Here is a 26,983-nt window from a genome sequence, read left to right on the forward strand (position 1 = left end):
TGTCAGAGGTCGGTGGGCGGTGATGTGGTCGGGCTCGATACGTCGACGAGGAAACGGTTGGGATCGGTTACCAGCAAGCGTCTTTGGCCGTAGAACAGATCCCGGGGCTCCTCGACGATGGGAATGCCGAGGTCCTTGGCACGGGCGTAGATAGTCTCCACATCGTCGACAACGATGGTGATGTAGGAGCCGCCGAATCCGCCACGAACATGGTCGGGCACCAGCTCGTGATCGCGCGCCATGATGCCGATGATTGTCCCCGAGTCCGAGTCGATGAGTTGCACGAACCAATCGCTGTTGTAGGCGACCTGGAAACCCAAGAGGTCGACGTAGAAGTCACGCGTCGTAGCGAGTTGGTCGCTGCAGATGTTCACAAAGCTTCGCGCAATGGCCACATCGGCGAGACTAGCAAGCTGGCTCGAATTCCCGGCGGTTCACTTCGGCTCGCCGATTAGATTGAAAGAGTGTTCACCTCCAGTGGAATTCCGGCAGGGTCCGGGCACAGATTGATCGAGCCCAGTGTCGACATGTACGGAGAATGGCGCGACGCGCATGTCGAGTGGGGGCGCGGTCTCCACGAGGACGGTTTCGGCTTGTTGCCGAGTGACGACGTCGACTCGATCCCGGGATTCGAGCTCTGGGTTGCGCGGCTCATCGCCGCGTCGGGAGAGGGGCGCGACGGACGTTGCTCGTATCGCTGGATAGTCGAGGGTGATCGCGTACTCGGCGGGATCGCGTTGCGGCACGGGGACGGTGACCTCGTGCGGAACCTCGGGAATATCGGGTACGGGATCCGGCCATCCGAGCGCCGTCGAGGGCTGGCTACGTGGGCATTGGGAGAGATCATCGCTGAGGCGCGAGTGGCTGGGATGGACCGAGTGCTGGTTGTTTGCGCGACCGGGAATACCGGGTCGGTGAAGACGATCGAGCGCTGTGGTGGTGTTCTCGAGAGCATCCAGGACACCGAACTCGGTCCGGCGCGGCGGTATTGGATCACGGTCGTGAAGTCGCGCACCTAAGTGCGCCATTGGGAGGGGCGGGTTGCGCCCCTCCCACGAGGTCACTATCGACGGCCGAAGTGTTCGACGAGTCGGGAGTAGCTGTCGTGGCCGTGGCCCGCGGTGATGGCGTCGGCGACCAGGCTTCTCGTGTAGGTGGGTAGGTCGGTGTCGATTCCTCGGGTCCGGCTCTCGGCGAGCAGGTCGTCAAGGGAGGGGAGATGGTGCTGCAGGGCGCCGTACGGGATGGCGAAATCGGTGCTGTCGATCTCTTTCGCCAGCATCGGGATCAGTGATGACAGGGCTGCGAGGGAGGGATCGGCCTGCTGGGTGAAGTCGCCGACGGGGAGACCGGCGTTGCCGAGAAGTGCCGAGGCGTGCAGGAACCCGTTCAGCAGGCCCCACATGATGTCGTGGACGGCCATGCCGTACAGCACCGGCACAGCAGGGTCGGGGGAGACGAAGGTCGCGCGGCCGCCGAGAGCTCGGAGGAGGGCTTCGTGTCGATCGAAGGCAGCGCGGGCGCCGCCGTAGAACACCACCGCGTCCGGGGAGCCGATGGCCGGAGCGATGGTCATGATCTGGCCGTGCAGGTAATCCGCTCCGGACTCGCGCGCCAACTGTCCAGTGGCGGTGGCCTGTTCGGAGGTGCCGTCGGTCAGGTCGACCACGGTCCGTCCCGCCAGCTCCGCACCCGACGCACGCAACAGATCCGCCGCCACCGCACCACCCTTGACATTGACGATCACCACATCGGCCGCACCCACAGCCTCTGTCGGGGTCGCGGCCGACCGTGCTCCCTTGGCTACCAACGGATGTGCCCTGTCTTGCGACCGGTTCCACACCGTGACCGGATAGCCCCCATCCAGCAGGGCAGCGGCCAGCGCCGACCCCATCTCACCCAACCCCAGAACTGCGACTGCCGTTGCCTGTGCGTTCTCATGTCCACTCATGAAACGGACATTAAGAGCTCAACCACTCTTCAGGTCAAGGCCCGGGAATCAGGCGAGCTGCTACCGCCGTTCGATGGTGGCGAGCCACGCTGAGGTTGCGTCGGAGAATCGTGTTCGCAGATGCTCGGGGGCGATGGTGGCGATGTGCCAGGCGGGGTTGTGATCGAAGGGCGCGGTGAGGGCGTGCCGGGTGACCGGGTGCGGTCCGAGGTCGGGACCGGTATCGCTGAAGCACAACACGTACAGGGTGCCGCCGGAGTCGGTGACCGACGCCAGGCTTGCCACGTACTCGGTGCGTTCGGACGCGTCGAAGGTGTGGAACAGGCCGCAGTCGAGGACTGTTTCGAAGCGGCGATACAGCCGCTGGAGATGTAGGGCGTCCGCCATAGCGAAGGCCACGTCGATCCCACGATCGTCGGCTGTCTGCCTGGCGGTGGCCAACGCTGTTGCGGCCACGTCGACACCGAGCACAGGCAACCCGCGTGCGGCGATGAACAGGGCGTTGTCGCCGGTGCCGCACCCGACATCGAGGACCGGTCCGCAGAACCCCCCTGATTCGGCCAGCCGCACGACAGCGGGCTGCGGAGTACCGATGTCCCACGGTGCGGGGCCGTCGAGATAGGACGCGTTCCACGGCTGACCGGCTTGGCGCTCGTGACTGGTCGGCGGGCGGGGGTCGGACTGAGGAGTCGGCGGCATCAGCGGATGAACAGGTTGGAGCGGTCGGCGAGGTCGAGAACCGGCTGGGGGAACAGGCCGAGCAGGACGGTGGCGCCCGCGCTGAACGCCACGACCAAGGTGGTGGCGAACGGGGCGGTCACGATGGGCGCGTCGGCCGGAGGGTCGGTGAAGAACATCAGCACGATGACCCGGACGTAGAAGAAGGCGGCGATGGCGCTGCAGAGGACACCGACAATCACCAAGGCGGTATAGCCCGCACCGGAGGCAGCGGCGAAAACCGCGAACTTGCTGACGAATCCGCTGGTGAGCGGCAGACCGGCGAAAGACAGCAGCAACAGGGCGAATGCCGAAGCGAGCCACGGGGATCGGCGACCGAGGCCCGCCCACTGCGACAGTGCGGTCGCTTCGTCACCGGAGGCGTCACGCACCAGACTGACCACCGCGAACGCACCGACGGTGCCGAGGCCATAGGCCAGCAGGTAGAACAGCACGGCGGCCACACCGGCGTTGTCGGCGGCGACGATACCGACGAGCAGGAAACCGGCGTGCGCGATCGAGGAGTAGGCCAGCATGCGCTTCACATCGGTCTGGGTGATCGCCATGATCGCACCGACGACCATCGTCGCCACCGCGACCGCGGCGAGCACCGGGCGCCAATCCGAGCCCAGCGCACCGACTCCCACCATCAGCACCCGCATGGTCGCCCCGACGGCGGCGATCTTGGTGGCGGCGGCCATGAACGCGGTGATCGGGGTCGGCGCGCCTTGATAGACATCGGGCACCCAGGCCTGGAACGGCACCGCGCCGATCTTGAACAGCAGCCCGACGGCGAGCATGCCGATACCGAGCAGGGCCAGAGTCGCGTTCTCGGGCTGCTTGTCCAGTGCCGCACCGATTCCCGGCAGCGACACCGTGCCAGTCTGCCCGTAGAGCAGCGCGACACCGTAGAGGAAGAACGCCGAGGAGAACGCACCGAGCAGGAAGTACTTCATCGCCGCCTCTTGCGAGAGCAACCGCCTGCGGCGAGCCAGCCCACACAGCAGATACAGCGGTAGCGACAACACTTCGAGCGCGACGAACATCGTGAGCAGATCGTTCGACGCGGGAAACAGCAGCAGACCGCCGACCGCGATCATCGTCAGCGGGAACACCTCGGTGGTCGAAACCCCCGAGCGCACCGCCGCGAGCTCGTGCGCGCTTCCCGGCACTGCGGAGGCCTGCGGTGTGAACGCGTCGACCCCTCGATCCAACGCGGCCGCCGCCCGACTCCACGTGCCCGGCCCGCTGCGCGCCCGCGGCACCGCGCCACGCTCGGCGATCAGCAGCAGGCCCAGCAGCGAGACCAGCAGGATCGTGCCCTGCAGGAACAGCGTGACTCCGTCGATGGCGACCGCGCCCACCACCGCGGTGCCCTCGGATCCGGCGAGCAGCACCACGGCCACCAGAGCGCCGACCACACCGGCCAGCCCGAGCACCAACTGCGTCGGATACCGGTAGGGCCGCGACACGAACGCTTCGACGAGTACACCCACCACGCCGACCCCGAACACGATCAGCATCGGGGCGAGCAGGTGGTATTCGATGCTCGGTGCGGGCGCGATGGCCGCGAGCTCGGTGATGGTCACGGAGTCCGTCCTCATTTGTGGCCGCCTGCGGGCGGGGTGGCCGCACCAGCTTCGGGAGCGGGGACCGTCGGAGCGGGATCGTGCTTACCGATCGTCGAGAGGGTGTGTCCCACCGCGGGGTCCACCAGATCCAGGATCGGTTTCGGATAGAACCCGAGCACCAGCAGCGCGACCAGCAGCGGTACGACCACGGCCAGCTCACGCGGCACCAGATCACGCAGGTGCTCGTTGCCCTTCTTCAGCGGGCCGGTCATCAACCGCTGATACAGCCACAGCACGTAGATCGCGGCCAGGACCAGTGCGCCGGTCGCGATCACCGCCGCCACCTGGTACTTCGGGAAAGTGCCGATGAGGACCAGGAATTCGCTGACGAACGGCGCGAGACCGGGCAGCGAGAGCGTGGCCAGGCCCGCGATGAAGAACGTGCCCGCCAGCACCGGCGCGACCTTCTGCACGCCGCCGTACTCGGCGATCATCCTGGTGCCGCGCCGGGAGACGAGGAAGCCGGCGATGAGAAACAGTGCGGCCGTGGACAGTCCGTGGTTGACCATGTACAGCGTCGCCCCGGATTGGGACTGGCTGGTCATGGCGAAGATGCCGAGGATGATGAACCCGAAGTGCGAGATCGAGGTGTAGGCGATCAGTCGCATCACATCGGTCTGGCCGATGGCGAGCAGCGCACCGTAGAGGATGCCGATCACGGCCAGGGTGATCACCAAGGGCGCGAAGGTGTCCGATGCCAGCGGGAACAACAGCAGGCAGTAACGCAGCATGCCGAAGGTGCCGACCTTGTCGACCACCGCCATCATCAGCACCGCGCTGGACGGGGTGGCCGAGACCGCCGCGTCGGGCAGCCACGTGTGCAGTGGCCACAGCGGCGCCTTCACGGCGAAGGCGAACATGAACCCGAGGAACAGGGCGTTGAGCACCGCTGTACTGCCCCCGAGTTCACCGTTGTTGACCGCGGCGACCACGACGCGCAGATCGAAGGTCCCCGCCGATCCCTCGCCGAGGCCCGCCTGGGCGGTCAGCACGTACAATCCGATGACCGCGGCGAGCATGATCAACCCACCGAAGAGGTTGTAGAGCAAGAACTTCACCGCCGCACGCGACCGTTGGGCGCGCACCGCGGCGTCGGTGGTGCGAGTGCCGAAGCCGCCGATGAGGAAGTACATCGGGATCAGCATCGCTTCGAAGAACACGTAGAACAGCAGGATGTCGAGGGCGAGGAAGGAAATCAGCACCATCGACTCGACCAGCAGCATCAACGCCATGTAGATGTGGATGGTCTTGGGTCCGTCGCCGGTGGGGGTGTCGTCGTTCCAGCCTGCCAGGATCAGCAGCGGCACCAGCACCGCTGTCAGCAGGACCAAGGCGGTGGCGATGCCGTCGAGGCCGAGTGTGTAGCAAACACCGAATGTCGGGATCCATTCGTGGGATTCGACGAATTGGTACTGGGCACCGCCGGGCTTGAACCGCACCGCGAGGACAACGGCCAGTGCGAGCACACCGATCGACACCGCGAACGCCACGCCACGCGCCACCGTGCGGCGGGCGGCGGGCAGGACGAGCACCACACCCGCCCCGATCGCGGGGGCGAGCCAGAGCGTCGTCAGCCAGGGAAACGAGTTCACCAGAACCTCACCGCCAGCAGGGCAGCGGCCACCAGGGCCGCGCCGGTGAACATGGACAGGGCGTAGGAGCGTACGAAACCCGTCTGCACCTTGCGGATTCGCGCCGACAGTCCGCCGATCGAGGCGGCGGTTCCGTTGACGATCCCGTCGACGCCCTTCGCGTCGAGGAACACCAGCGCCCTCGTGAGGTGGCGGCCGGGGCGTTCGAACACGGCTTCGTTGATCTTGTCGCCGTAGAGATCGGCACGGGCGGCCCCGGTCAGCACGCTGACCGGCTCCGGCGCTGCCTCGGGGATCGGGCTCTCGGCGTACTTGCGGTAGGCGATGGCCACACCGACTGCGACCGCGGTCAATGCCAGACCGGTGACGACCGCCGCGGGGATCACCGGCTCCGCGTGATGGGAACCGACGACGGGTTCGAGCCAGTTCACCAGCGACGAGCCCCAGACGAACAGGCCACCGGCGAAGACCGATCCGAACGCGAGCAGGATCATCGGCCCGGTCATCACCGCGGGTGACTCGTGCGGGTGGGTGTCGGGCTTCCAGCGGCGCTCGCCGAAGAAGGTCATCAGCATGACGCGGGTCATGTAGAACGCGGTGAGCGCGGCACCGACGAGAGTGACCACGCCGAGCAGGATTCCGGTGGATCCGCCGTGGTCGAAGGCCGCCTCGATGATCTTGTCCTTGGAGAAGAACCCGGACAACGGTGGCACTCCGATGATGGCGAGATAGCCCAGGCCGAAGGTGATGAACGTGATCGGCATCAGTGTGCGCAGGCCGCCGTAGCGGCGCATATCTGTTTCGTCGTTCATCGCGTGCATCACCGAGCCGGCGCCGAGGAACAGTCCGGCTTTGAAGAAGCCGTGGGTGAGCAGGTGCATGATCGCGAACGCGTACCCGGCCGGGCCGAGGCCGACGGCCAGGATCATGTACCCGATCTGGCTCATCGTCGAGGCCGCGAGGGCCTTCTTGATGTCGTCCTTGGCGCAGCCGATGACGGCGCCGAACAGCAACGTCACCGCACCGACGGCGAGCACCGCCGTGCGCGCGTTCGGCGCGAGGTCGTAGATCGGGTTGGCGCGGGCGATCAGGTATACACCGGCGGTGACCATGGTGGCGGCGTGGATGAGCGCCGAGACCGGGGTGGGGCCCTCCATCGCGTCGCCGAGCCACGACTGCAACGGCACCTGCGCGGATTTTCCGCAGGCGGCCAGCAACAACAGCAGACCGATGGCGGTGAGGGTGCCTTCGCTCGCGCCCGGGGTCGCCGCGAACACGGTGCGGAAGTCGAAGGACCCGAATGCCGCGAACATGACCATCATGGCGATGGCCAAGCCCATGTCACCGACCCGGTTCACCACGAACGCCTTCTTGGCCGCCGTTGCGGCCGAGGGCTTCTCGTACCAGAACCCGATCAGCAGATAGGACGCCAGGCCCACGCCTTCCCAGCCCAGATAGAGCACGAGGAAGTTGTCGGCCAGGACCAGCACGAGCATCGCGGCCAGGAACAGGTTGAGATAGCCGAAGAACCGGCGCTTGCCCGGATCGTGGCTCATGTAGCCGATCGAGTAGAGGTGGATCAGCGACCCGACCCCGGTGATCAGTAGCGCGAAGCAGATCGACAACTGGTCCAGCTGCAGGCTGAACCCGACCTGTAGATCACCGACGGGCACCCAGTTGAACAGTTCCTTGTGCACGGCGCGGTCGGCGTCGGCGCGGCCGAGCATTCCGAAGAACGCGACAGCGGCGACGACGAACGAGGACAGCGCGGCCGTCGTGGCCAGGTAGGGGCCCCAGCGGTCGGTGAGGTGGCCGAACAGGAGCAGGACGATCGCGCCTGCGAGCGGGAGGGCGGGCAGCAGCCACAGCGTTGCGGTACCCATGTCAGAACTTCAGCAGGTTGGCGTCGTCGACCGAGGTCGACCGGCGGGCACGGAAGATCGTCATGATGATGGCCAGGCCGACGACGACCTCGGCGGCGGCGACCACCATGGTGAAGAACGCGATCACCTGACCGTCGAGGTTGCCGTGCAACCGGGCGAAGGTCACGAACGCCAGATTCACCGCGTTGAGCATCAGCTCCACGCACATGAACACCACGATCGCGTTGCGGCGCAACAACACTCCCGCGGCGCCGATGGTGAACAGCAGCGCAGACAGGAACAGGTAGTTCTGGGGGTTCACCGCTTGCCTTCCTCGTCGGCCGTCGGATTGTCGTCGCGGACCGTGCCGACCGAGAGCACAGCGGCTTCGGTGTGGGCGCGGTTGCGGCGGTGACGCAGGATCGTGCTCACCGAGAGTTCGGCGAAGGAGCCGTCGGGAAGCTGGGCGGGGCTGTCGACGGCGTTGTGCCGTGCGTAGACACCCGGTGTCGGCAGCGGGGTGGCCCGTTCGCCGGCTGTGCGGAAGCGATCGCGTGACATTTCCCGCTGTCCGCGTTTCGGGGTGAACTGCTCGCGGTGGGCCAGCACCATCGCACCGATCGTGGCGGTGATCAGCAGTGCGCCGGTGAGTTCGAACGCCCACACATAGCGCAGGAAGATCAACTCGGCGAGTTCGGCGATCACGTCGCGGTCGCCGAACCCCCGGCCGGGGAAGCCGGTTCCGCTGTCGCGCAGGGCCGCGCCGATGCCGCCGATGAACAGCAATCCGAATCCGAGCCCGACGATCGCGGCGGCGATGCGCTGGCCGCGCAACGTTTCCCGCAGCGATTCCGCGGAGTCGACGCCGACGAGCATCAGCACGAACAGGAACAGCATCATCACCGCGCCCGTGTACACCACGATCTGCACGACGCCGAGGAACAGCGCACCCTGCGCGATGTAGAACACGGCGAGCGCGATCATGGTGGCGGCCAGGCACATCGCCGAATGCACGGCCTTGGCCGCGGTCACCATGCCGAGGGCGCCGAGCACCGCGATCGGGGCCAGTACCCAGAACAGCACGCCCTCACCCGTGGAGGTGTTGGTGACCTCGGCGGCCAGCACGTGTGCGGTGCTCATCGCAGTACCTCCTGCTCCGACGGTGCGGGACCGACCCGGCCCAGGTAGTAGTCGGCCGCGTCGGTGCCCGGTGCCATCGGGTGTGGCGCGGGCGTCATGCCAGGCTCCATGGGGGCCAGCAGCTGGTCCTTCTCGTAGATGAGGTCGGCGCGGTTGTCGTCGGTGAGTTCGTATTCGTTGGTCATCGTCAGCGCACGCGTCGGGCAGGCCTCGATGCACAGGCCGCAGCCGATGCAGCGCAGGTAGTTGATCTGGTAGACGCGGCCGTACCGCTCACCCGGGGAGAAGCGCTCGTCCTCGGTGTTGTCGGCGCCTTCGACGAAGATCGCGTCGGCCGGGCACGCCCACGCGCACAGTTCACAGCCGATGCACTTCTCGAGTCCGTCGTCGTAGCGATTGAGCTGGTGGCGACCGTGATAGCGCGGCGCGGTCGGCACCTTCTGCTCCGGGTAGGACTCGGTATTGGGCTTCTTGAACATCGTGGCCGCGGTGACCGCGAAACCCGCGAGCGGGTCGAACAACCCGAACTCGGGCTGGTCGTTCGCGGGCCGTGCCGGCATCGGCGGCACCGGGAAACCCAGGAACACCGACGAGGTCGAGGGCTCCTGTGGCGGCAACGGCGGCAGCCCCTTGCTGCGACCCGCGCGCAGGAACATCGCGATCATGGCCGCGGTGATCACCAGCCCTACACCGACCAGGATGAAGTTCTGTCCGGGGATCCCCTCGAGGTCCAGGACCCGTGCGGCGGCCACGACCATCACCCACACCAGCGAGGTGGGGATGAGCAGCTTCCAGCCGAGGTTCATGAACTGGTCGTAGCGCAGGCGAGGCAGGGTGCCGCGCAACCAGACGAACACGAACAGGAACGTCCACACCTTGAGGGTGAACCACAGCAGCGGCCACCATCCGGAGTTGGCGCCCTCCCACAGGCTGATCGGGAACGGCGCCCGCCAGCCGCCGAGGAACAGCGTCGTCGCCAAGGCGGACACCGTGGCCATGTTCACGTATTCGGCGAGCATGAACATCGCGAACTTCAGCGACGAGTACTCGGTGTGGAAACCGCCGACCAGTTCACCTTCGGCTTCGGGCAGGTCGAAGGGCGCCCGGTTGGTCTCGCCGACCATCGACACGCAGTAGATGAGGAACGAGGGCAGCAGCAGGAACACATACCAGGTGCCCTCCTGCGCGCTCACGATCTCGGAGGTCGCCATGGTGCCCGACAGCAGGAACACGGTGGCGAAGGTCAGTGCCATCGCGATCTCGTAGGAGATGACCTGCGCGGTCGAGCGCAGGCCGCCGAGCAGCGGATAGGTCGAACCCGAGGACCAGCCGGCGAGCACGATGCCGTACACGCCGATGGAGGTGATGGCGAGGATGTAGAGCACCGCGACGGGCATGTCGGTGAGCTGCAACGCGGTGTGCGTGCCGAAGATCGAGACCTCCGGGCCCATCGGGATCACCGCGAAGGCCATGAACGCCGGGATCACCGAGATGATCGGGGCGAGCACGAAGATCGGCTTGTCCACGATCGCCGGGATGATGTCTTCCTTGAGCGCCATCTTCACACCGTCGGCGATCGACTGGAGCATGCCGCCGGGGCCGATCCGGTTGGGCCCGATCCGCATCTGCATCCACGCCACGACTTTGCGTTCGGCGTAGACCGCGATCAACGGCACCAGCATCAGGTAGATGAACACGCCGAGCGCCTTGACCACCACCAGCCACAGCGGGTCGGTGCCGAAGACAGGCCCGGTGTCGGCCGCGAGGAGTAGGACTCGATCACTCATGACGGTGTTCCTTCATCCTGTCGTCGGCGCGACGCAGGCGCACCACGGCGCCGGGTGTCACACCGAGTTCGGCGGCGACCGTCGAACCGGGCGAGTGCAGCGGCAGCCACACCACCCGGTCGGGCAGGTCCGTGATCATCAACGGCACCGAGATCTCGCCGCGCTCGGTGGAGACGATGACGTGATCGGCATCGTCGGCTTCGATCTCGGCGGCGGTCGCGGCCGAGAGCCGCGCGACCGGCGGGCGGGCGACACCGGCGAGATTGGGTTCACCGTCTTGCATGCGGCCGGCGTCGAGCAGCATCCGCCATCCGGCAAGGACGGCCGTTCCTGGCCCGGGTGCGGGGCGAGTCTGGCTGGTCAGCTCCGGGGCGGGGATGGGCTCACCGGTCCAGGCGCCGAGTCCGTCGAGTTCGGTGCGTGCGGCGGCGGGGTCGGGCAGGTTGATCGGGACGCCCATCTGCGCGGCCAGCGAGTGCAGCACCCGCAGGTCCGACAGGGGAGCGGCGACGCGGCGGGTGGTGTCGAGCGAGGCCGCGGTGAAGGGACGCGGGCGACCTTCCCAGGTGCGGAAGGTGCCGGACTTCTCCATCGCGGTCGCCACCGGGAAGACGACGTCGGCGCGTTCGGTGACGGCGCTGTGCCGCATTTCGAGGCTGACGACGAACCGGGCCGCGTCGATCGCGGCCAGGGCGGCGGCCGGGTCGGGCAGGTCGGCCGGATCGACGCCGCCGATGACCAGCGCACCCAGCTGGGCGGCGCTCGCCAGAATGGCGTTGGCGTCGCGGCCGACGGTGACGGGGAGTTCACCGGCTTGCCAGCGGTGTCGAACCTGTTGGCGTGCTGAAGGATCCACGACGGGTCTGCCGCCGGGCAACAGGCTGGGCAGTGCGCCTGCTTCCAGCGCGCCGCGTTCGCCCGCACGGCGGGGCACCCAGGCCAGTGCCGCGCCGGTGGCATCGGCCAGGCGGGTCACCGCCGACAGGGCGCCGGGGCTGCCCGCGAGACGTTCACCCGCCATGATGACCGCGCCGGTCGTGTTCAGCATCGTTATGAGTTCGGCGGCATCGGCGGACGTTTCGGCCATGATCGAGGTGATGACGTCGGCTTCCCCGCACGGCGGGGTTTGGATGAGCGTGCCCGACATGCGTTCGAGGCCGCGGGAGACGAACGGCGCCAGCGACACCACGCGTTGCCCGCGGGTCCGTGCGGCCTTGCGCAGCCGCAGATAGACGATGGGCGATTCCTCTTCCGGTTCGAACCCGACCAGCAGCACGACGGGGGCTTTGTCGAGCGCGGCGAAGTCGACCCGCACACCGCGTCCGGCGATGCGGGCGGCGAGGAATCGTTCTTCCTCCTCCGAATGCACCCGGCTGCGGAAATCGATGTCGTTGGTGGCGAGGACCATGCGCGCGAACTTGCTGTACGCGTACGCCTCTTCCTCGGTGACGCGGCCGCCGACGAGCACACCGGCATTGCCGATCGCCGCGCTCAGGCCCGCAGCGGCGGCGGCGAGAGCTTCGGGCCAGGAGGCCGGGGCCAGGACGCCGTCCCAGCCGCGCACCATCGGCGTGGTGAGGCGGTCGCGCTCGGTGGCGTAGGCGAAGGCCCAGCGGCCCTTGTCGCAGTTCCATTCCTCGTTGACCTGCGGGTCGTCGCCGGCCAAGCGGCGCAACACTTTTCCGCGACGGTGATCGGTGCGTTGTGCGCATCCGGAGGCGCAGTGCTCGCACACGCTCGGGGTGGAGACCAGGTCGAACGGGCGGGCCCGGAAACGGTAGGAGGTACCGGTGAGCGCGCCCACGGGACAGATCTGAACGGTGTTGCCGGAGAAGTAGGAGTCGAGGGGTTCGGCTTGGGCGATGCCGACCTGCTGGAGCGCACCACGATCCATCAGTTCGATGAAGGGGTCGCCGGCGACCTGCTGGGAGAACCGGGTACAGCGTGCGCACAGCACGCACCGCTCCCGATCGAGCAGCACCGCGGTGGACAGCGGGATCGGCTTCGGATATGTCCGCTTCTCGCCGTCGAAGCGGGATTCGGCGCTGCCGGTGGACATCGCCTGGTTCTGTAGCGGGCACTCGCCGCCCTTGTCGCACACCGGGCAGTCCAGCGGATGGTTGATGAGCAGCAGTTCCATCACCCCGCGCTGGGCCTTTTCGGCAACCGGGGAACTGTTCTGGGTACGCACGATCATGCCGTCGGTGACCGGGATCGTGCAGGAGGCGACCGGCTTTCGCTGCCCTTCGACCTCGACGAGGCACTGACGGCACGCGCCGACCGGGTCGAGCAGGGGGTGATCGCAGAAGCGCGGGATCTGCACGCCGATCAGTTCGGCGGCACGGATCAGCAAGGTGCCCACGGGAACTTCGATCGTGGTGTCGTCGATGGTGACGCTCACCATGTCGGTGGGCACCACATCGCTGCTGTTGCCTGGCGCGATGGCTGTCATCGGTCCTCTTTCGCTGGTGCCCACACGGTCGAGGCGGCCGGGTCGAACGGGCAGCCGCCGAGTCGCTGATGCGCGAGGTATTCGTCGCGGAAGTACTTCAGCGAGGAGAAGATCGGGCTGGCCGCGCCGTCACCGAGCGCGCAGAACGATTTGCCGTTGATGTTGTCGGCGATGTCGGCGAGCTTGTCAAGGTCGGCTTCGGTGCCGTCGCCGGCTTCGAGTCGGCGCAGCAACTGCACCAGCCAGTAGGTGCCTTCGCGGCACGGTGTGCATTTGCCGCAGGATTCGTGGGCGTAGAACTCGGTCCAGCGCAGAACCGCGCGCACCACGCAGGTGGTGTCGTCGAAGATCTGTAAGGCCTTGGTGCCCAACATGGATCCGGCGGCGGCGACACCTTCGTAATCGAGGGCGACGTCGAGGTGTTCGTCGGTGAACATCGGGGTCGAGGAACCGCCGGGGGTCCAGAACTTGAGGGTGTGCCCGGCTCGCACCCCGCCCGCGTAATCCAGCAGCTCGCGCAAGGTGATGCCCAGCGGGGCCTCGTACTGGCCGGGGCGGGCCACATGCCCGGACAGGGAGTACAGGGTGAAGCCGGGTGACTTCTCGCTGCCCATCGAACGGAACCACTCGGTGCCGTTGCGCAGGATCGAGGGCACGCTGGCAATGGATTCCACATTGTTCACCACCGTCGGGCACGCGTACAGGCCCGCGACGGCGGGGAACGGTGGGCGCAGACGGGGCTGTCCGCGCCTGCCTTCGAGGGAATCGAGCAGTGCGGTTTCCTCACCGCAGATGTAGGCGCCCGCGCCGGCGTGCACGATCAGGTCCAGGTCGAAACCCGAGCCCAGGATGTCGTGGCCGAGCAGGCCCGCCGCGTAGGCCTCGGCGACGGCGGCTTGCAATCGGCGCAATACCGGCACCACCTCGCCGCGCACGTAGATGAACGCGGTCGCGGCCCGGATCGCGTAGGCGGCGATCACGATGCCTTCGATGAGAGTGTGCGGGGTGGCCAGCATCAACGGGATGTCTTTGCAGGTGCCGGGTTCGGATTCGTCGGCGTTGACGACGAGGTAGTGCGGCTTCGTGGTGCCGTCGGGACCGGGCCCCTGCGGGATGAACGACCACTTCATCCCGGTGGGAAAGCCGGCCCCACCACGACCGCGCAGACCCGCGTCCTTGACGGTGTGGATCACCTCGTCGGGTGTCTTGCCCAAGGCGGCGCGGAGACCGTCGTAGCCACCGGTCGCGCGATAGCTTTCCAGGGTCCAGGACCGTGGAGCGGCCCAGTGTTCGCTGAGTACCGGGGTGAGGGCCATCATCGCGAACCCCCTGCCGAATCCTGTTCTGCGGCAGCGATGTCGAGCCCTGCCAAGGTGGGTGCGCCCGGTGTTCCTTCGAGCGCGCCGGGACGCTCGTCGGGGAATCCGGCGAGGATGCGGGCGGTCTCGCGGAATGTGCACAGCGGTGCGCCGCGGGTCGGGCGGACCTGGTGGCCCGCCCGGAGGGCGTCGGTGATCGCGACTGCCGATTCGGGAGTCTGGTTGTCGAAGAATTCCCAGTTCACCATCATGACCGGGGCGTAGTCGCAGGCGGCGTTGCATTCGATGTGTTCGAGTGTGATGGCGCCGTCGGAGGTGGTTTCGCCGTGCCCGACGTCCAGATGTTGGTGCAGTGCTTCGTAGATGGCGTCGCCGCCGAGGATCGCGCAGAGGGTGTTGGTACAGACCCCGACGTGGTAGTCGCCGGTGGGGGTGCGCCGGTACATCGAATAGAACGTGGCGACCGCGGTCACCTCGGCGCCGGTGAGGTTCAGGTGATCGGCGCAGAAGTCGATGCCGGTGCCCGTCACGTACCCCTCCTCGGCCTGCACCAGGTGCAGCAGGGGGAGCAGGGCCGAGCGGGGGTGCGGGTAGCGGGTGATGATCTCCTTGGCGTCCAGTTCGAGACGCTCGCGCACATGCGGCGGATACGGTTCGGGACGCGTGCTCAGGCTCAGGAGAATCGGTGTGCTGGTGGGGTTGTCGATTGTCATCTGTCCACTCCGCCCATGACCGGGTCGATGCTGGCGACCGAGGCGATCACGTCGGCGACCATGCCGCCCTCGCACATCGCGGCCACCGCTTGCAGGTTGGTGAACGAGGGGTCGCGGTAGTGCACCCGGTAGGGCTGGGTGCTGCCGTCGCTGACCATGTGCACACCCAGTTCCCCGCGCGGGGACTCCACCGCCGAGTACACCTGTCCCGCAGGCACTCTGATGCCTTCGGTGACGAGCTTGAAGTGGTGGATCAGCGATTCCATGGAGGTGCCCATGATCTTGCCGATGTGCTTGGGTGAGTTGCCCAGACCGTCGGGGCCCAGTTCCAGGTCGGCGGGCCAGGCGATCTTCTTGTCGTCGATCATCACCGGGCCCGGACGCAGCTTGTCCAGGCACTGTTCGACGATCTTGATCGACTCGGTCATCTCGGCGATCCGGATGATGTAGCGGCCGTAGCAGTCACAGCCGGTGGTCGTCGGGATGTCGAATTCGTAGTTCTCGTACCCGCAGTACGGATCTGATTTGCGCAGATCGTGCGGCAGACCCGTGGCGCGAAGGACCGGCCCGGTGATGCCGAGAGCCATGCAGCCGGTGAGATCGAGGTAGCCGATGTCCTGGGTGCGCTTCTTCCAGATCGGGTTCGCGCTGAGCAGGTGCTCCATGTCGCGCAGGCGCCCGGGCAGCAGGTCGAGCAGTTCCCTGACCTTGGTGACCCCGTCGGCGGGCAGATCCTGCGCCAAGCCGCCGGGACGGATGTAGGCATGGTTCATCCGCAGGCCGGTGATGTTCTCGAAGACGTCGAGGATGAGTTCGCGTTCACGGAAGCCGAACAGCATCGGGGTGAGCGCGCCCAGTTCCATGCCGCCGGTCGCGAGGGCGACCAGGTGCGAGGAGATGCGATTGAGCTCCATCAGCAGCACTCGCACCACGGTGGCGCGTTCGGGGATCTGGTCGGTGATGTCGAGGAGTTTCTCCACGCCGAGGCAGTAGGCGGTTTCGTTGAAGAACGGGGACAGGTAGTCCATTCGGGTCACGAAGGTGACGCCCTGGGTCCAGTTGCGGAATTCCAGGTTCTTCTCGATGCCGGTGTGGAGGTAGCCGATGCCGCAGCGGGCCTCGGTGACGGTTTCGCCTTCGATTTCGAGGATCAGGCGCAGCACCCCGTGCGTGGACGGATGCTGGGGGCCCATGTTCACCACGATGCGTTCTTCGGCGCCGCCGTCGATCACTTCGCTGACCTGGTCCCAGTCCTGGCCTGCGACGGTCACTACCGGTGGTTCGTCGCGGCGGAAGTCGGTGTCGGTCATCAGCTGTAGGTCCTCCGCTCGTCGGGCGGCGGTATGCGCGCGCCCTTGTACTCCACCGGGATCCCGCCGAGCGGGTAGTCCTTGCGCTGCGGATGCCCGCGCCAGTCGTCGGGCATGGTGATGCGGGTCAGGGAGGGGTGCCCGTCGAAGAGGATGCCGAAGAAGTCGTAGGTTTCGCGTTCGTGCCAGTCGGTCGTCGGATAGACCGAGAACAGCGACGGAATGTGCGGGTCGGCATCGGGCGCGGACACTTCCAGCCGCACGCGGCGTCCGTGTGTGATCGATTTCAGGTGATAGACCGCGTGCAGTTCGCGGCCGTCGTCGTCGGGGTAGTGCACGCCGTTGACACCCAGGCACAGTTCGAACCGCAGTGTGCTGTCATCGCGCAACGTGCTCGCGACCGCGACGAGGTGTTCGCGCTTCACGTGCAGGGTGAGTTCGTCGCGGAAGACCACGATCCGCTCGATGACGGTGTCGAAGGCGATGACCCGGCCCACGAGTGCGGCGCGCAAGGTGCCGACGAAGGCGTCGAACCAGCTGCCGTACGGGGGAGGTGTTCCCGCGGGCAGGGCGACGGGGGTGACCAGGCCGCCGTAGCCGGAGGTGTCACCGGTGCCGCTGACGCCGAACATGCCGCGCCGGGTGCCGATCACCTCGTCCTGTGGCGGTTTGGGTTGGGCCTGCGCGGGTGATTCCTCCGGAACCTGGTGTCCCGCAGGGTTGTCGGTGTTGTCGGGGGAGTCGAACGTCATCGCAGCAGGCCCTCCATCCGGATGGTCGGCGTGCTGGCCAGTGCGGCCTGCTCGGCGGCGCGGATCGCTTCCTCGCGGTTGACGCCCATCGGCATCTCGGCGATTTTCGCGTGCAGCGCCAGAATCGCGTTGAGCAGCATCTCCGGGCGGGGCGGACAGCCGGGCAGGTAGATGTCGACCGGGACGATGTGGTCGACGCCCTGCACGATGGCGTAGTTGTTGAACATGCCCCCCGAGGACGCGCAGACCCCCATGGCCAGCACCCATTTCGGTTCGGTCATCTGGTCGTAGACCTGGCGCAGCACCGGCGCCATCTTCTGGCTCACCCGGCCCGCCACGATCATCAGGTCGGCCTGGCGTGGGGAGGCGCGGAACGCTTCCATGCCGAAGCGGGCGATGTCGAATCGTCCGGCGCCGGTGGCCATCATCTCGATCGCGCAGCACGCCAACCCGAACGTGGCGGGCCAGACGGAGCCCTTACGCAGGTAGCCGGCGAAATCCTCGACCGTGCTCAGCAGGAACCCGCTGGGCAGTTTCTCTTCGAGACCCATTATTTCCCACTCATTCCCAGCTGAGGCCGCCGCGACGCCACTCGTAGGCGTAGGCGACAGACACGTTGACGATGAACAGCGCCATCGCGGCGAGACCGAACAGCCCGAGCGTGTCGAAATGCACGGCCCACGGGTACAGGAACACGATCTCGATGTCGAAGATGATGAACAGCATCGCCGTGAGGTAGTACTTCACCGGAAAGCGCTGTCCCGCTGCATTTCCCGGGCCACCGGCGATGGCGTGCGGGGTCGGCTCGATGCCGCATTCATAGGGTTCGAGTTTGGCCCGGTTGTAGCGTTTCGGGCCGATCAGCGACGCCATGATGACGGAGAACACCGCGAACGCCGCGGCGATGGCGCCGAGTACGAGTGCGGGCACCTCGATATTCACGACTGCACTTCCCCTCCTCGCTGGAGCAGGCCGAGCCGTGTGGCCCGGCCGCGGACGGCAGCTTTCGGCGAGACGGGGCCGACAACGTTGTCCGCCGAACCGGGGCTCGCGCAAGGCTGTGCAGCGATGGCGGAGCGTTATACAAGAGCCCGTGCTCGTGTGAGCTAGAGCACAGACTACCGCCGTTTCGGGGGTCCGCCGCACGTTTCCGGGGTGGGGTTTGATCGATATCGGTACCGCGATTCATGAGCGATACGGGGGTAATCGTCTGCGGGTATGCAGCAGCGAACCACTGGCGTTACCAGTGGTGATAGATAGAAAGGTGCGAAGCGGACTATCCGACAGGTCGGGACGATGCCCGGATGGTCCTGTTCAGCGCGCGAGCAGGATGCCCGCGACCGCGTTGGTGAGCTGCATGGCGTCGATGGGGTGCGAGACGGCGGCCTCGGCGCGCGACCAGTTGGCCAACCAGGCGTCATCGGGTCGGCCGGTGAGCACGACCACCGGCGGGCACTGATCGATCTCGTCTTTCAGCTGTTTGGCGATACCGAGGCCACCCGTCGGGGCGGATTCACCGTCCAGGATCGCCAGATCGATCCCACCGGCATCCATCTGCTCGATGACCACCGGTGCGGTAGCGACCTCGAAGAAGTCGAGCTCCGGTAGGTCGGCGCGCGGCTTACGGCCCAGCGCCAGGATCACCTGTTGGCGGGTATCGGCATCGTTGCTGTAGACCAGCACACGCAGCGGGGTGGAACCATGGGATTCGGCCACGCTCGGATCGTACGTCCGCGGGCGGCGCCACCGTGGCAGGTTCGCCGGATCGACCAGTCGCGCAGTGGTATCGGCGGTGATCAGCACCGGCGGGGCCTGCGCTCACGACCGCGGGGGTAGATCGAACTCGCCGCGGATGCCGGTGAACAGGCTCTCGACGTCTGGGCCGAAGGTGATCGCGGCTTCGGTAATCGCGGAGAGCGCGCCCTGCAACGGATCGGTATGCCGCGCATGGAAAACCGTGTTGAGGGCGAAGTGGGGGTGACTGATGTTGCCGTGGTCGTACGGGTTCGGTGTCGGGGTACTGGCCTCTGACACTTCCCGCATGACGCTGCTCTGGAACCTCGCCTCGTCGGGTCCGTACTGGTCTCTGTCCAGCCGCGCGAACGCGGCGTCGTTGTCGTGGAAGGGTTCGGGCAGCGGTGCGCCGGATGCGAGCGCGTCCAGCGCGGGGCGCACCCAGACGCGATCGCTGAGACCGGCGAGATCGTAGGCGCGCTGTGCGCAGTACTCGGCCAGTCGACGCAATCGCGTGGCGCTCATGGCGGCTATCGACTCCGCCATCGCACGGTCGTAGCCTGCGAGTTCGCGTCCGTGATAGGTGTTGGCGAAGGCTGGTATCGGCTCGCCGCCCCATTCGGCGCGCACTCTGGCCTCGGCTTCTGTGCGGATCTCTCGTTGCCGGTCCGATTCGGGCTCGGGCAGATCCGGGGCAGGCTCGGTCGGCGGTGCTGCGCTGTTGGCGGGAACGCCGTAGCCGGGCATGTCCCACTGCCGGGCGGGTCGAGGAGCGGTGCCGTCGTCGGGCCAGAGCCGGATTCGCCAGTGGTCGCCAGGGGTGGTGTCGCCGGGCCAGCCGTAGTTCGCGAAACCCGTTCCGGCGATCTCGGCAAGGTAGTCGCCCGGCGGCACGGGTGCGTCGGCCCAGCCGTCGACGGGTGAACTGATGGTCAGCCCGTGCTCGCCGATGTGCAGCCGGGCTTCGCTGACCTGCTGCCACTCGCCCTCGTCGACCGGTCGCCGATCCCACACCTGTATGTGAATCGGCATCTCGAAGTTGTTCTGGTGCGGGCTGAGCACCACCACGGTGTGGCCGTCGCCCGCCGACGGCCTATCCGCATGCGCGGCGTCGAGCAGCGCGAGCTCTACGTCCTCCTCACCCTCCCCGCCGTGCAGGATGAACTGGCCGTAATCGAGCGTCAGTTCCAGTCGATGCTCGGCGAGGAGGTGCGAGGGTTCGGTCACGCACGAGATCGTGGCACAGCCCACCGACAGCGACCGACGGGTGTTGGCGGGCTCAGTGACTCACTGCGTCGTCCAACTCGGCGAGGAGACGGGCCTTGGAGCGCGCGCCGACAAGGGTGCGCAGGAGTTGGCCGTCACGAAACAGCAGCAGTGTCGGCGCCGCCATAACCTGGTAGTTGCGGGCAGTGAGCGGGTTCTCGTCGGCGTTGAGGGTGCGAACGGCGAGCGTATGCGCACGTTCGCGGGCGACTTCGGCCAGCACGGGGGCGATCATTTTGCACGAAGGGCACCACGTGGCCCAGACGTCCACGAGAACGAGGCCGGGGTGGGCGAGCACGTCGCGGTCGAATGTCTCATCGGTCACCACGACGGTGCCGACGATCGCAGAACTCAGGGTCATCGGGATTCCTTGTACTCGGTGGGGATGTCGTGTGTTCGCTCGGCCTGCTGGGTCGTCCCATCGGGGGGTTGCAGCGCAGGGACGCCCGTCGGCCACGGAAGCATTCGGGTGGTGCTGTGGCGGTGTGCGGCCTCGCGGAGGCGATCGGTGAGGGCGTCTCTGCGGGCGGTGAGGGCGTCGATTTCCGCGGTCAGTGCGTCGATGGTTCGCTGGTATTCGGCCAGGGAGGCCGGACAGTCGTCGACGTGTTCGCTGCCTGTCGCCAGGCAGTCCAGAAACGGGCGAGTCTCCTCTACCGGGATGCCCAGACGGTTCAGGGATCGGATTTCGCGCACCAGGCGGACGGTGTGGTCGTCGTATTCGCGGAAGCCGTTGGGGTGCCGTTCCGGTGCGACCAGCCCGAGCGCCTCGTACCGCCTGATGGCCTTGGGGCTGAGCTGAGCCAGCCGCGCAAGCTCTCCGATCCTCATGCAGCGAATGTAAACGCTGCCCCCAGGGGCAAGGTCAAGTGAGAGTTCACATTGCCTATCGGCGGGCGGTGAGCCATTCTGAAAAGGGCAAGGGACGCACCGGATTTCGCAGGGGGTCGTGACCGAATGCCGAATGGATTGAAAACGCTGACGCGGTACACGATCGAGGAAGAGCATCGGCATCCCGGTTCGTCGGGGGAATTCTCCGCGCTGGTGAATGTGGTGGCCACGGCGGCGAAGATCATTGCCAATCAGGTGACGCGCGGGGCGATCATCGGGTCGGGGGTCGAGGACGAGACGTCGGTGAGTGGGCGGCTCGATGTGTTGACCGATGAGATCATGGTGGGGCAGACGCAGTGGTCGGGGCATCTGTCCGGGTTGTTGTCCGAGCAGCAAGCGACGGTGCTGCCCGCGACGCAGCGCCGGGGCAAGTATCTCCTGGCCTATGACGCGTTGGACGGGTCGAGCAATATCGACGTGAATCTGCCCGTCGGTTCGATTTTCAGCATTCTGCGGGCGCCGGAAGCGGTGGTCGCCGGCGACGCGGACCCTGCCGAAACCGACTTCCTGCAGCCGGGAGTGGAGCAGGTGTGTGCGGGGTTCACCCTGTACGGGCCCGCCACGATGCTGGTCCTCACCACGGGCAGCGGCGTCGACGGGTTCACCCTCGATCGGGAGATCGGTGCGTTCGTGCTGACTCATCCGCAGATGCGAATCCCGCAGGACACCTCGGGTTTCGCGATCAATGCCGCGAACGAGCGGTTCTGGGAGCGGCCGGTGCGCCGGTATGTGCTCGAGTGCTTGGAGGGAGTCGAGGGGCCACGCGGGCGCGATTTCAATATGCGGTGGGTGGCGTCACTGGTGGCCGACACCTTCCACATCCTGACCAGGGGCGGGCTGTATCTGTATCCGCGCGATACGCGCAATCCCGCACAGCCGGGCCGAGTCTCGCTGCTGTACGGGGCGAACCCGATCGCGTTCATCGTCGAGCAGGCGGGCGGGGCGGCGACCACCGGGCACGAGCGCATGATGGAGGTTCCCCCGGCCCAGGTGCATCAGCGGGTGCCGTTCATCTTCGGTTCCCGCAACGAGGTGCTGCGCATCGAGCGGTATCACCGGGAACCGGACGCGGGCAAGCGGTTCGACAGTTCATTGTTCGGGACGCGGTCGTTGTTCCGGCCCGCCAAACACGATCAGCGCACGTAGATGCGCGATCGGCACCGTGCTTCCCGGGCGATCAGGCCGGGTCCTGGTCGCGTTCTTGCTGTTGCCTGCGGGCCTCGCGACGTTGCTGTTCGGCACGCTCGCGCAGGCCGCGGAGGAAGGCCTCGTCGTCGTCGGGATTCGACGCGACCCGGCGACCGGGGCGATCGTATTCGCCGAACCGGGTATTGGAGACAGGTCCTGACTCGCCGACCGGCCTGCCCGCGAACAACCACAGCAGCGCACCGATCGTCGGGATCAGCACGACCACGATGATCCACCCCATTTTCGGTAGGTGCCGGATGCCCGCGTCGGGGCTGGTGATGATGTCGACCAGGCAATACACCCACAGGGCGAGAGTCAGAAAGCCGATGACGGCGTATGGCATTCGGCGATTATTCCACGTCGGCTCGCACCGTGGATTTGCGGTGGCCGGCGACTACCGGCGCGGTCAGTCGGGCAGGAGCGGGACCGAGAGGCCTTCGCCGCTGCGCAGGAGTGCGGCGCGGGTGACGGCGGTGGAGCCGAAGCGGCGGCGCAGGTCGTCGAGGGTGGCGTCGAGGGTGTTCTCGGCACGCGCTTCCAGCGGCAGGGTGAGTTGCCTGGTGTCGGCGTCGTCGAGGTTGGTCAGCGACAGGCCGATCAGGGTGATGCCGCGTTCGGTGATCAGTGGTTGGGCGGTGTGCAGCAGCAGGCGGGCGGCGTGGCGGATCGCGGTGGAGGCGTCGGTGGCTTCGACGAGGGTGTGTGATCGGGTGGCTCGGGTGAAGTCGTCGAAACGTAAGCGCAGCACCACCGTTCGGCAGACGCGGCCGGCGGCGCGCAGGCGGCGGCCGAGGCGGTCGGTGAGACCGTCGAGGTAGGCGGCGATCTCGTCGGGGTCGCGAGGGCGGCGGCCGAGGGCGCGTTGGGCGCCGATCGAGCGCCGGCGTTTGCCGGTTTCCACGCGGCGTGGATCCTGAGCCCAGGACAGGGCGAACAGGTGACGGGCCGCGGCGGGGCCGAGGATGGCACGCAGGTGGGGTTCGCCGAGTTCGGCGAGCTGGCCGATGCGGGTGATGCCGTTGGCGTGCAACGTCGCCGAGGTGACTTTGCCGACGCCCCATAATCGGTCCACCGGCAGCGGATGCAGGAAGTCGAGCTCTTTGCCGGGTTCGACAAGGCGCAACCCGTCGGGTTTGGCGACGGCGGAGGCGACCTTGGCGAGGAATTTGTTGCGTGCGATGCCCACCGAGATGGGCAGGCCCACCCGGTCGGCCACCTGCATGCGCAGCCAGTGGCCGATGTCGATCGGTTCGCCGCTGATCCGGCGTAGCCCGCTGACGTCGAGGAACGCCTCATCGATCGAGATCCCCTCCACCACCGGGGTGGTGTCGTGGAATACCGCGAACACCGCTTTGCTCGCCTCGGCATAGGCCGACATCCGCGGCGGCACCACGATCGCGTGCGGACACAGGCGCAGCGCCTGGGCCGCGTTCATCGGCGTGCGGATACCGAACGCCTTGGCCTCGTAGCTGGCCGCCAACACCACCCCGCCACCCACGATGACCGGTTTGCCACGCAGCCACGGCTGGTCACGCTGCTCGACCGAGGCGTAGAACGAGTCGAGGTCGGCGTGCAGGATCGAGGCCTCGGCTCGGGACTGGATACGCGGGCGACGCGGGGCGGCGGAATCGGACACGAACATATGTTCGCATCGGGGTCCGACGAGTTCGGCCTGTCAGGGTGTGGAGATAGTCCTGGCCTGCAGGTTTTCGGCGAACTCGCGCGCGGCGGTGAGGTCGGAGGCGTCGGGGTGGCCCTTGCGGACACCACCGACCACGCGCAGCGGCAGCCAGGTGTCGAAGCCCCGGCAGTCGAAGGCGTCGACCACGTCGAAGCCCTTCTTCTCGATGTCGCGGGTCAAGGTGGTGACATAGCGGCGAAACGGCGTTTCCGGGAATCCACTGGTGCGGAACACGAACGCCTTGCCCTGGTGTCTGGCCGGCAGCGAGGCGATGAACCGGCGCAGTTCCGGATGGAAAGCCATGTTGTAGATGCCCGAGCCGAAGCCGACGAGGTCGTAGGCGGCGAGCTCGGCCGGATCGATGTCGGCGGGAGCGACGACCCGGCCGCCGAGCACCTGGCTGATGGCTTCGGCGACGCGCTGGGTATTGCCGTGCGACACCGACTTGCACACGAGGATGACCTTCATAGGGGTGGTCCTTTCGTTCCGCTGCGTTGCTGGACACTCTCGGAGACACCGCTCGAGTTCCCAGCGTGACACGCAGATGTTGTGCCCTCCGTCACAGCGTGTGTTCGGCCGCGAGGTCGAGAGCGCGCACGACATCGATGGACTGCAGCTTGTCGGGGTTGCGGACCGCGTAGAGCCCGATGATGAGGTCGTCGGCCAGCTCGACCACCAGCACCGTATCCAGGTCGCCGTTCTTCGATCGGGCGATCACCGTGGGCTGCGCGTTGAAACTGCCGAATTCGACTGTCGCGCCCGCCATCGAGTTCTGGGTCAGCCCGATCAGGAACCGGGCGACGGGCTCGGCGCCGATGATCGGGCGGCGCGCGGCACTCACGCGGCCACCGCCGTCGGAGATCTGCAGGACGTCGGGCGCGAGTACCGCCATGAGGGCGCTGACATCGCCGGTGTTAACGGCCAGCAGGAATCGGCCGATCACCGCGCGGCTGGTGTCGGAGTCCGGTTGGAAGCGCCGGCGCCGTGACGCGACATGCGCGCGGGCCCGGTGGGCGATCTGCCGCACGGCGGTGTCGGATTTATCGATCATCCGCGCGATCTCGCGATGGCTGTGCCCGAACACCTCCGACAGCACGAACACCGCGCGCTCGGTGGGACCGAGAGTTTCCAGCACGAGCAGCATCGCCATCGACACCGATTCGGCCAGCAACACATCCTGTCCCGCGTCGGGCGCGGTCCGGATCGGTTCGGGCAGCCAGGTGCCGACGTAATCCTCGCGACGACGCCGGACCGTGCGGAGATGATTGATCGCCTGACGGGTGACGATCTGCACCAGGTACGCGCGCGGATGCGTCACTTCCGTCGCGTCGCGCCAGCGAAGGTAGCTGTCCTGCAACACGTCCTCGGCATCGGCGGCACAGCCCAGGATTTCGTAGGCGATCGTGAACAGCAGTGGCCGGAATGTGGCGAATGTGTCGGACTCGGTCATCGGGCCACCCCGGCACGCCTCATACGCCGATGATTCCGGGCGACAGCGAGTCAGCGCAACCACGCTGTCGCGCAGACGATCCCCGTGGATGCTGCGGACGACACCTCATATCGCCGCGGTGCCCTCGCGCCGACCGAACCAGACAGGCAGGTGGTCGAGGAGATCCTGCTGATCTCGACCGGCCCATGCCACATGCCCGTCAGGGCGAAGCAGTACCGCGGGGACGTCGAGTTCTTCGCTGACATCGACGATGTGGTCGACCCGGTCCGCCCATCCCCGCACGGAGAGGTGGCCGGTCTGGTCGAGCAGGAGTCCACGGCCCGCGTGCATGTGCGCGTAGAGGCGACCGCGTTTCAAGGCGATATCGCGCAATCTCCGGCCGAGCAGTGGGTCGCCCTCGCCGAAGTCGTAGCGGATTGCGACGGCGATGATCTTCTCGGTGAGATAGCGGCTCACCTCGTCGAATTCCATCAGCTGGGATACCAGCCTGCGTACCGCCTGTGGTCCCGCGTCCAGCGACATCAGTTCCATCTGGGCGCGGGTGTTGTCGAGCACGTCGGCGGCCACGGGGTGGCGTTCGGTCTGGTAGGTGTCGAGCAAGCCCGGTGGCGCCCAGCCGTTGATCTCGGCGGCCAGTTTCCAGCCGAGGTTGAACGCGTCCTGCACGCCCAGGTTCAGGCCCTGTCCGCCGGTGGGCGGGTGGATATGGGCGGCGTCGCCTGCCAGCAGCACGCGGCCGACGCGGTAGTGCTCGGCTTGGCGGGTGCCGTCGCCGAAACGCGACAGCCAGCGCGGCGAGTGCGCGCCGAAGTCGGTGCCCGCGGTGGCGATGAGCTGTTGTTTCATTTCCGCGAGCGTGGGCGCGACAGCCCGGTCCTCGGCGACTCCGGCCGCGGGGGCGAGGACGCGGTAGACCCCGTCTGCCAGGGGCATCGCGCCGAATCGCAGCTGAGTCTTGCGGACTTCGGTCATCACCTCGGTGATCGTCTCCGGTGACGCGGTCAATGCCATTTCGCCGAGCAGGCTCTCGACCCGGCTCGGCTCACCGGGGAACGCGACACCGAGCAGCCTGCGCACGGTACTGCGGCCACCGTCGCAGCCGACGACATAGCGCGCACGCAGTCGGTTACCGTCGGCCAGTTCGACGGTAACCGCGTCGTCGCGCTGGTTCACGCCGACCACTTCGGAGCCGCGCCGGATCTCGGCACCGAGCTCGGTGGCGTGCTCGCTCAGCAGCTGATCGGTGCGGGGTTGCGGGATGGCCAGGACGTAGGGGTGGGCGGTGTCGAGTCGTTCGGGCGCCGGTTTGGGGATGCCGGCGAAGTACCCGCCGAGCGGATGGCGGCGTCCGAGCGCGAGGAACCGGTCGAGCAGGCCGCGCTGATCCATGATCTCGATACTGCGCGCGTGCAGGCCGAGCGAGCGGACGATCGTCGTCGGCTCCGCGTCCTTCTCCAGCACGACCACCCGCACCGCGTGCAGCCTCAATTCGGCGGCCAGCATCATGCCCGTCGGCCCACCGCCGACCACGATCACGTCGATCATCG

General features: G+C 67.1%; 27 protein-coding genes. 2 read left to right on the forward strand and 25 right to left on the reverse strand.

The features are described from left to right. Window positions 1–2: 2 nt before the first annotated feature. Entirely contained in the window at window positions 3–395 is a 393-nt protein-coding gene (locus ACFULV_RS03270; RefSeq protein ID WP_378652614.1) for a VOC family protein, read from the reverse strand. Window positions 396–464: 69 nt separating this feature from the next. On the opposite strand from ACFULV_RS03270, the gene ACFULV_RS03275 reads away from it, so the two are divergent. Then, window positions 465–1,019 carry a GNAT family N-acetyltransferase gene (locus ACFULV_RS03275; protein WP_378652616.1) on the forward strand — a complete coding sequence of 185 codons (555 nt, stop codon included), beginning with the start codon at window positions 465–467 and terminating at the stop codon, window positions 1,017–1,019. Window positions 1,020–1,063: 44 nt separating this feature from the next. Here the strand turns inward: ACFULV_RS03275 and ACFULV_RS03280 are convergent, their stop codons facing one another. From ACFULV_RS03280 to ACFULV_RS03370, 19 genes are all read right to left on the reverse strand, one after another. After that, on the reverse strand, window positions 1,064–1,951 hold the full coding sequence (locus ACFULV_RS03280; RefSeq protein ID WP_378652619.1) for an NAD(P)-dependent oxidoreductase: 888 nt from the start codon (window positions 1,949–1,951) through the stop codon (window positions 1,064–1,066). 60 nt (window positions 1,952–2,011) lie between these two features. Next, window positions 2,012–2,650 carry a class I SAM-dependent methyltransferase gene (locus ACFULV_RS03285; protein ID WP_378652622.1) on the reverse strand — a complete coding sequence of 213 codons (639 nt, stop codon included), beginning with the start codon at window positions 2,648–2,650 and terminating at the stop codon, window positions 2,012–2,014. Continuing rightward, on the reverse strand, window positions 2,650–4,272 hold the full coding sequence (nuoN, locus tag ACFULV_RS03290; protein ID WP_378629181.1) for an NADH-quinone oxidoreductase subunit NuoN: 1,623 nt from the start codon (window positions 4,270–4,272) through the stop codon (window positions 2,650–2,652). Before nuoN ends, ACFULV_RS03285 begins: the two co-directional genes overlap by 1 nt. Next, the gene (locus ACFULV_RS03295) at window positions 4,269–5,891 is read right to left on the reverse strand and encodes an NADH-quinone oxidoreductase subunit M (protein ID WP_378652624.1); all 1,623 of its coding nucleotides are present in this window, start codon (window positions 5,889–5,891) and stop codon (window positions 4,269–4,271) included. The genes nuoN and ACFULV_RS03295 overlap by 4 nt, the downstream gene beginning before the upstream one ends. Then, a complete protein-coding gene (nuoL, locus tag ACFULV_RS03300; protein WP_378652627.1) occupies window positions 5,888–7,774 on the reverse strand; it encodes an NADH-quinone oxidoreductase subunit L in 1,887 nt (628 codons plus the stop codon). Before nuoL ends, ACFULV_RS03295 begins: the two co-directional genes overlap by 4 nt. Window position 7,775: 1 nt before the next feature. Continuing rightward, window positions 7,776–8,075, reverse strand: a complete 300-nt coding sequence (gene nuoK, locus ACFULV_RS03305) for an NADH-quinone oxidoreductase subunit NuoK (RefSeq protein WP_266288663.1) — start codon at window positions 8,073–8,075, stop codon at window positions 7,776–7,778. Beyond that, window positions 8,072–8,893, reverse strand: a complete 822-nt coding sequence (locus ACFULV_RS03310) for an NADH-quinone oxidoreductase subunit J (RefSeq protein ID WP_378652630.1) — start codon at window positions 8,891–8,893, stop codon at window positions 8,072–8,074. The genes nuoK and ACFULV_RS03310 overlap by 4 nt, the downstream gene beginning before the upstream one ends. Further along, window positions 8,890–10,680: an NADH-quinone oxidoreductase subunit NuoH gene (gene nuoH / locus ACFULV_RS03315; RefSeq protein ID WP_378652633.1), complete on the reverse strand. Its 1,791-nt coding sequence runs from the start codon at window positions 10,678–10,680 to the stop codon at window positions 8,890–8,892. Before nuoH ends, ACFULV_RS03310 begins: the two co-directional genes overlap by 4 nt. After that, window positions 10,673–13,132 (reverse strand): NADH-quinone oxidoreductase subunit G, encoded by a 2,460-nt coding sequence (locus tag ACFULV_RS03320; protein ID WP_378652635.1) that lies wholly within the window; start codon window positions 13,130–13,132, stop codon window positions 10,673–10,675. The genes nuoH and ACFULV_RS03320 overlap by 8 nt, the downstream gene beginning before the upstream one ends. Then, entirely contained in the window at window positions 13,129–14,448 is a 1,320-nt protein-coding gene (gene nuoF, locus ACFULV_RS03325; protein WP_378630006.1) for an NADH-quinone oxidoreductase subunit NuoF, read from the reverse strand. Before nuoF ends, ACFULV_RS03320 begins: the two co-directional genes overlap by 4 nt. Then, window positions 14,448–15,164, reverse strand: coding sequence for an NADH-quinone oxidoreductase subunit NuoE (gene nuoE, locus ACFULV_RS03330; protein WP_378629167.1), 717 nt, complete (start codon window positions 15,162–15,164; stop codon window positions 14,448–14,450). Before nuoE ends, nuoF begins: the two co-directional genes overlap by 1 nt. Then, window positions 15,161–16,474 carry an NADH dehydrogenase (quinone) subunit D gene (gene nuoD, locus ACFULV_RS03335; RefSeq protein WP_378629165.1) on the reverse strand — a complete coding sequence of 438 codons (1,314 nt, stop codon included), beginning with the start codon at window positions 16,472–16,474 and terminating at the stop codon, window positions 15,161–15,163. Before nuoD ends, nuoE begins: the two co-directional genes overlap by 4 nt. Next, window positions 16,474–17,226 (reverse strand): NADH-quinone oxidoreductase subunit C, encoded by a 753-nt coding sequence (locus ACFULV_RS03340; RefSeq protein ID WP_378629163.1) that lies wholly within the window; start codon window positions 17,224–17,226, stop codon window positions 16,474–16,476. Before ACFULV_RS03340 ends, nuoD begins: the two co-directional genes overlap by 1 nt. Continuing rightward, on the reverse strand, window positions 17,223–17,777 hold the full coding sequence (locus tag ACFULV_RS03345; RefSeq protein ID WP_019047013.1) for an NADH-quinone oxidoreductase subunit B family protein: 555 nt from the start codon (window positions 17,775–17,777) through the stop codon (window positions 17,223–17,225). The genes ACFULV_RS03340 and ACFULV_RS03345 overlap by 4 nt, the downstream gene beginning before the upstream one ends. Window positions 17,778–17,787: 10 nt before the next feature. Next, window positions 17,788–18,168 (reverse strand): NADH-quinone oxidoreductase subunit A, encoded by a 381-nt coding sequence (locus ACFULV_RS03350; protein ID WP_056819816.1) that lies wholly within the window; start codon window positions 18,166–18,168, stop codon window positions 17,788–17,790. Between the two features lie 372 nt (window positions 18,169–18,540). Then, complete coding sequence (locus ACFULV_RS03355) at window positions 18,541–18,942, reverse strand: hypothetical protein (RefSeq protein WP_378629161.1); 402 nt, start codon at window positions 18,940–18,942, stop codon at window positions 18,541–18,543. A 102-nt stretch (window positions 18,943–19,044) separates the two neighbouring features. Further along, on the reverse strand, window positions 19,045–20,187 hold the full coding sequence (locus tag ACFULV_RS03360) for a hypothetical protein (RefSeq protein ID WP_378652638.1): 1,143 nt from the start codon (window positions 20,185–20,187) through the stop codon (window positions 19,045–19,047). Window positions 20,188–20,239: 52 nt separating this feature from the next. Beyond that, entirely contained in the window at window positions 20,240–20,587 is a 348-nt protein-coding gene (gene trxA / locus ACFULV_RS03365; RefSeq protein WP_378652640.1) for a thioredoxin, read from the reverse strand. Next, window positions 20,584–21,057, reverse strand: coding sequence for a MerR family transcriptional regulator (locus ACFULV_RS03370; protein WP_378652643.1), 474 nt, complete (start codon window positions 21,055–21,057; stop codon window positions 20,584–20,586). Before ACFULV_RS03370 ends, trxA begins: the two co-directional genes overlap by 4 nt. Window positions 21,058–21,183: 126 nt before the next feature. Here ACFULV_RS03370 and ACFULV_RS03375 point away from each other — a divergent pair, with 126 nt between their 5' ends. Next, the gene (locus ACFULV_RS03375) at window positions 21,184–22,263 is read left to right on the forward strand and encodes a class 1 fructose-bisphosphatase (protein WP_378652646.1); all 1,080 of its coding nucleotides are present in this window, start codon (window positions 21,184–21,186) and stop codon (window positions 22,261–22,263) included. Between the two features lie 31 nt (window positions 22,264–22,294). On the opposite strand, the gene ACFULV_RS03380 is transcribed toward ACFULV_RS03375, so the two are convergent. The 5 genes from ACFULV_RS03380 to rox form a co-directional block, all read right to left on the reverse strand. Continuing rightward, complete coding sequence (locus ACFULV_RS03380; RefSeq protein ID WP_378652648.1) at window positions 22,295–22,648, reverse strand: PLD nuclease N-terminal domain-containing protein; 354 nt, start codon at window positions 22,646–22,648, stop codon at window positions 22,295–22,297. 63 nt (window positions 22,649–22,711) lie between these two features. After that, complete coding sequence (dinB, locus tag ACFULV_RS03385) at window positions 22,712–23,947, reverse strand: DNA polymerase IV (RefSeq protein ID WP_378652651.1); 1,236 nt, start codon at window positions 23,945–23,947, stop codon at window positions 22,712–22,714. 33 nt (window positions 23,948–23,980) lie between these two features. Beyond that, window positions 23,981–24,454 carry a flavodoxin family protein gene (locus tag ACFULV_RS03390; protein WP_378629153.1) on the reverse strand — a complete coding sequence of 158 codons (474 nt, stop codon included), beginning with the start codon at window positions 24,452–24,454 and terminating at the stop codon, window positions 23,981–23,983. Between the two features lie 91 nt (window positions 24,455–24,545). Continuing rightward, the gene (locus tag ACFULV_RS03395) at window positions 24,546–25,436 is read right to left on the reverse strand and encodes an RNA polymerase sigma-70 factor (protein ID WP_378652654.1); all 891 of its coding nucleotides are present in this window, start codon (window positions 25,434–25,436) and stop codon (window positions 24,546–24,548) included. 105 nt (window positions 25,437–25,541) lie between these two features. After that, window positions 25,542–26,981, reverse strand: a complete 1,440-nt coding sequence (gene rox / locus ACFULV_RS03400) for a rifampin monooxygenase (protein ID WP_378652657.1) — start codon at window positions 26,979–26,981, stop codon at window positions 25,542–25,544. Window positions 26,982–26,983: the final 2 nt, after the last annotated feature.

It is taken from the genome of Nocardia sp. NPDC057272 (assembly GCF_042668615.1).
Taxonomy (GTDB): Bacteria; Actinomycetota; Actinomycetes; order Mycobacteriales; family Mycobacteriaceae; genus Nocardia.